The 4692-nt window shown below is 31.6% G+C and carries 3 protein-coding genes; all 3 read left to right on the top strand.

Translation table 11 applies throughout. The features are described 5' to 3' along the window. The first annotated feature begins 236 nt into the window (after positions 1–236). Positions 237–2018 (top strand): M3 family oligoendopeptidase, encoded by a 1782-nt coding sequence (locus CN514_RS19490; RefSeq protein ID WP_098234029.1) that lies wholly within the window; start codon positions 237–239, stop codon positions 2016–2018. A 148-nt stretch (positions 2019–2166) separates the two neighbouring features. Beyond that, positions 2167–3906: an ABC transporter ATP-binding protein gene (locus tag CN514_RS19495; RefSeq protein ID WP_286141763.1), complete on the top strand. Its 1740-nt coding sequence runs from the start codon at positions 2167–2169 to the stop codon at positions 3904–3906. After that, on the top strand, positions 3887–4692 hold an 806-nt coding region (locus CN514_RS19500; protein WP_141529428.1), incomplete at its 3' end, for an ABC transporter permease. The genes CN514_RS19495 and CN514_RS19500, both read left to right, overlap by 20 nt.

The raw sequence follows: 4692 nt of genomic DNA on the forward strand, positions 1-4692 counted from the left end.
ATGTTATACAGATCATGAATTTTAGTTTTAAAAACTACTAAAATTGACTAATAACTACTTTCAGAGGCAACAAGTAAATATTTCATACCTTCATAAATAGACAAAATGTACGATTACACCAAAATTCAACAAGCTTGTGTAGGATTTGAAATTGGTAAAAAGTAGTATGATTAGACTAAATATTTTGAATAATGTATAATAACAAATGTACTTATAAAACCAAAAGGTGGGGTCGTATGTCAACCAATACATATTCACTTACATGGGATTTAGATGTTTTCTTTAAAGGAGGCAGTGAATCTCCTGCATTCGCATCATACATAAAAGAGATTACTAATTTAGTAGAAAGAATAGAGAGACAGGTTTCTTTGTTTTCTGCTCCTAAAAATAGTGATGAAGTTGAGGAATTAGCTGATATCATAGGTAATATTGAGGTAATAGGTAAGAAATTATCGCAAGCTGGTGGATTTGTTAGCTGTTTACAAGCTCAAAATATGGCTGATCAAAAAGCTAATTTATTAAGAGGAACTTTAACGCAGCTATATGCAACATTTTCTACGTCTTTAACAAAATTCCATAGTCAATTAACTAAAATTGAAGATTCTGTTTGGAAAGATATTTTAAAAACTGATGAGTTTAAGGAAATATCTTTCGCATTAAATGAGCGTCGTCAAAATGCTCGTGAACTATTATCAGTTGAACAAGAGGGATTAATTACTGCCCTTTCAGTTGACGGTTATCATGGTTGGGGTCAAATGTACGATACTGTTGTCGGAAAAATGCAGATCGAACATGATGATAAACTGTTATCTGTTGGTCAAGCATCAAATCTATTTTCTTCTAAGGAACGCAATGTTCGTAAAGAGATTTTTGAAAAATGGGAAGAAACTTGGGGTGAAGAGTCAGATTATTTCGCTAAAATATTAAACCATCTTGCAGGTTTCCGTTTAAGTGTATATGGACAACGTGGATGGAATAATGTATTAAAAGAACCATTATCAATCAATCGTATGAGTCAAGAAACACTTGATTCAATGTGGGGTGCGATAATCGACAATAAAGCTCCATTTGTTGAATATTTAGAAAGAAAAGCTAAATTACTAGGCGTAGAGAAATTAAGTTGGTATGATTTAGATGCGCCTGTGGCTGATATTGATTCAACTGTTTCATATTCTGAAGGTGCAGAATTTATATTAGATCAATTTGGTAAATTTGGTGATGAATTAACTAGTTTTACAAAGATGGCGTTCGAGGACTCTTGGATTGAAGCAGAGGATCGTACAGGTAAACGTCCAGGAGGTTTCTGTACAGGATTTCCTGAAAGCGGCCAATCTCGTATTTTCATGACATATTCAGGTACACCTTCAAATGTTTCGACATTAGCACATGAATTAGGTCATGCTTTCCATTCATTTGCAATGAAAGATGTTCATACACTTAATAAATATTATGCAATGAATGTTGCTGAAACAGCTTCTACATTCGCAGAAATGATCGTAGCTGATGCAGCGGTTAAAAATGCGAGTTCCGATCAGGAGCGTTTAGCTCTTTTAGAAGACAAAATTCAACGTAGTGTAGCATTTTATATGAATATTCATGCTCGCTTCTTGTTTGAAACGCGTTTTTACGAAGAGCGTAAAAATGGTGTCGTAAGTAAAAATAAAATAAACGAACTAATGGAAGAAGCCCAAAAAGAAGCGTATTGTGGTGCTTTAGAAGAGTATCATCCACATTTCTGGGCATCAAAACTACACTTTTATATTACAGGTGTGCCGTTCTATAACTTCCCATACACTTTTGGATACTTATTCTCATTAGGTATTTATGCAAAAGCATTGGAAGAAGGCAAGAGCTATGAACAGAAATATATTGCTCTTTTAAAAGATACAGCTTCTATGACAGTTGAAGAATTAGCTCAAAAACATTTAGGTGTAGATTTAACAAAACGTGATTTCTGGGAGAAGGCAGTAAAACTATCTCTTAAAGACGTTGAAGAATTTTTATCGATCACTGAATGATAACTTTTTATGTGGAGGACTCGTTTAATTACGAGTTCTTTTCCTGTTTTAAATGCCTTTATTAAGAATTTTGTAGATTTATTTAAAAAAAATAAGAAAATACGGAGGGGTTTTTAATCATTACCTCTTTAGTAGGGGAGTGACTAAAGTGAATAGTTTTAAATTTTTAAAACCATATAAAATAACAATTTTTGCAGCGATCGTCTTTTTACTTTTAGAGTTAGTAGTTGAATTATTTCAACCATATATTTTATCTAATATTATTAACTATGGAATAGTTCACAAAGACATGGCTTATGTTACAAAATGGGGATTCGTCATGATCGTGTTATCGATCGTTGCTTTTATTGGAGGAGTATTAAATACTTTTTATGCTACTCATATTGCTCAAAGCTATTCATTTACGTTAAGGAAAACATTATTTGAGAAAGTACAAACTTTTTCATTTACGACGTTTAGTTATTTACCAACTTCATCAATCATTACTAGATTGACAAATGACGTATCACAATTACAAAGTGCAGTATTTATGAGCTTAAGAATTATTTTGAGAGCACCATTAATCGTAACTGGTAGTGTCGTAATGGCATTAATTTTGAATTGGAAGCTTTCATTTATTCTATTTTTAATTTTACCTGTCTTATTTATGTTCCTAAATTGGATGGTTAAAAAAGGTAGAAGGCTATTTAAGAATGTTCAAGATAATGTAGATATTGTTAATAGTGTGCTAAGAGAAAATTTAGTTGGAATGAAATTAATTAAAGCCTTTGTACGAAATGACCACGAAAATAATCGATTTCAACATATAAATCAAAATTTAAAACAAAAAACCTCAGTTGCATTACGAACAATGGAAATTACGATGCCAGTCATGCTTCTATTTATGAATGCTTCCATTTTAATCGTATTGTGGTTTGGAAATAGTAAAGTACATTCACATGAAACGAATATTGGCGATATTGTTGCAATCGTAAATTATATTTCACGTATTACTTCATCATTTACTGTCTTTTCATTTATTATTAGTGCGTTTTCAAGAATGAGAGCTTCTTCTGAACGAATCGATGAAATATTAACGATTGAAGAAGACTTTGTAGAAAAGAATGAAGGAAACCAACTAGCAAATCGTTTAGAAGGAAAAATTCAATTCCATCAAGTTTCTTTTAGTTATCCAAATTCTGAAAAAGAAGTGCTAAAAAATATTTCATTTGTTGCATACCCCGAACAAACAATTGCAATATTGGGTTCAACAGGTTCTGGAAAAACATCTTTATTCCAATTAATCCCTCGCTTATACGATGTTAATTCTGGAACAATTTTAATTGATGATCAAGATATACGTAAAATAAACAGTAAGCAACTAAGAGGTCAAATTGGATATGTACCACAAGAAGCTCTACTATTTACAGGAACAATCAAAGAAAATTTACTAATGGGTAGAGAAAGTGCATCAGATGAGGAAGTTTATTTAGCTGCTAAACATGCGCAAATTCACGATTCAATTTTGACTTTTCCAAATGGATATGAAAGTTTAATTGGTCAAAAAGGGGTTAACCTTTCAGGTGGCCAAAAGCAAAGACTTTCGATTGCAAGAGCTATTCTAAGAAAGCCTAGTATCTTATTACTTGATGATAGTACTAGTGCATTAGATTTAAAAACCGAAGCTAGCTTGATTGAAGCTTTAAAAAATTACGAGTGTACGACATTAATCATCACTCAAAAAATCAGTACAGCAAAAAATGCAGATAAAATATTAATTATAGATGAGGGTGAACTTGTAGAAGAGGGTACACACGAATCTTTATTAAAAAGTTCAAAATTATATAAAGCAATCTACTATTCACAATATGGAAGGGAGGAAATTCATAATGTTAAAGGAGCTAACTAAACCTTTCCAATATAAACACTTACAATTATCAAAGGAAAAGAAGAAAAAGGAAGCTTCTCGAGCAGATAATGTTTCCTCTACATTGAAAAGAATATGGTCATACCTAGCATTAATGAAAGGTAAATTAGTTGTCGTACTTTTAATGGTTTTAGCAAGCTCGGTACTCGGTTTATTAGGACCAGTATTAGTTGGCTATTCAATCGACCATTATATTCTAAAAAATAATTTAAGTGGTTTAAGTTGGTTAATTGTTGCTTTAGTGTTTATTTACTTAGGGTATTCAGCATCATTGTTTTTACAAAATTTTTGGATGATTGATATTGCACAAAACACTGTAACAAAAATGAGAACAGAATTATTTAATATGTTTCATAAATTACCAATGTCATTTTTTGAAAAAAGACAACACGGAGAATTAATGAGCCGTGTAACGAATGACTTGGAAAATGTAAGTTCGACTTTAAATACTTCCGTAATCCAAGTATTTTCAAGTATTTTAACTTTAGTTGGTACTGTTTCAGTAATGCTTTGGTATAGTCCAATCTTAACTTTATTGACTTTATCCATTGTTCCAGTTTTAATAATTGGTATAAAGTGGATTACGCACCGTACTGGCCAACTATATAAAATCCAGCAACGTAACTTAGGTGAGCTAAATGGATTTATTGAAGAAACAGTTTCCGGCCAAAGAATCATCAAGACGTTTTCTCAAGAAGATAAAATGATTCGTGATTTTTTAAATAAAAATGAAAAATTGAAAAACTCAGGATTTTGGGCATTTATCTT

The organism is Bacillus sp. AFS001701 (genome assembly GCF_002559405.1).
In the GTDB taxonomy this organism is placed as follows: Bacteria; Bacillota; Bacilli; order Bacillales; family Bacillaceae_G; genus Gottfriedia.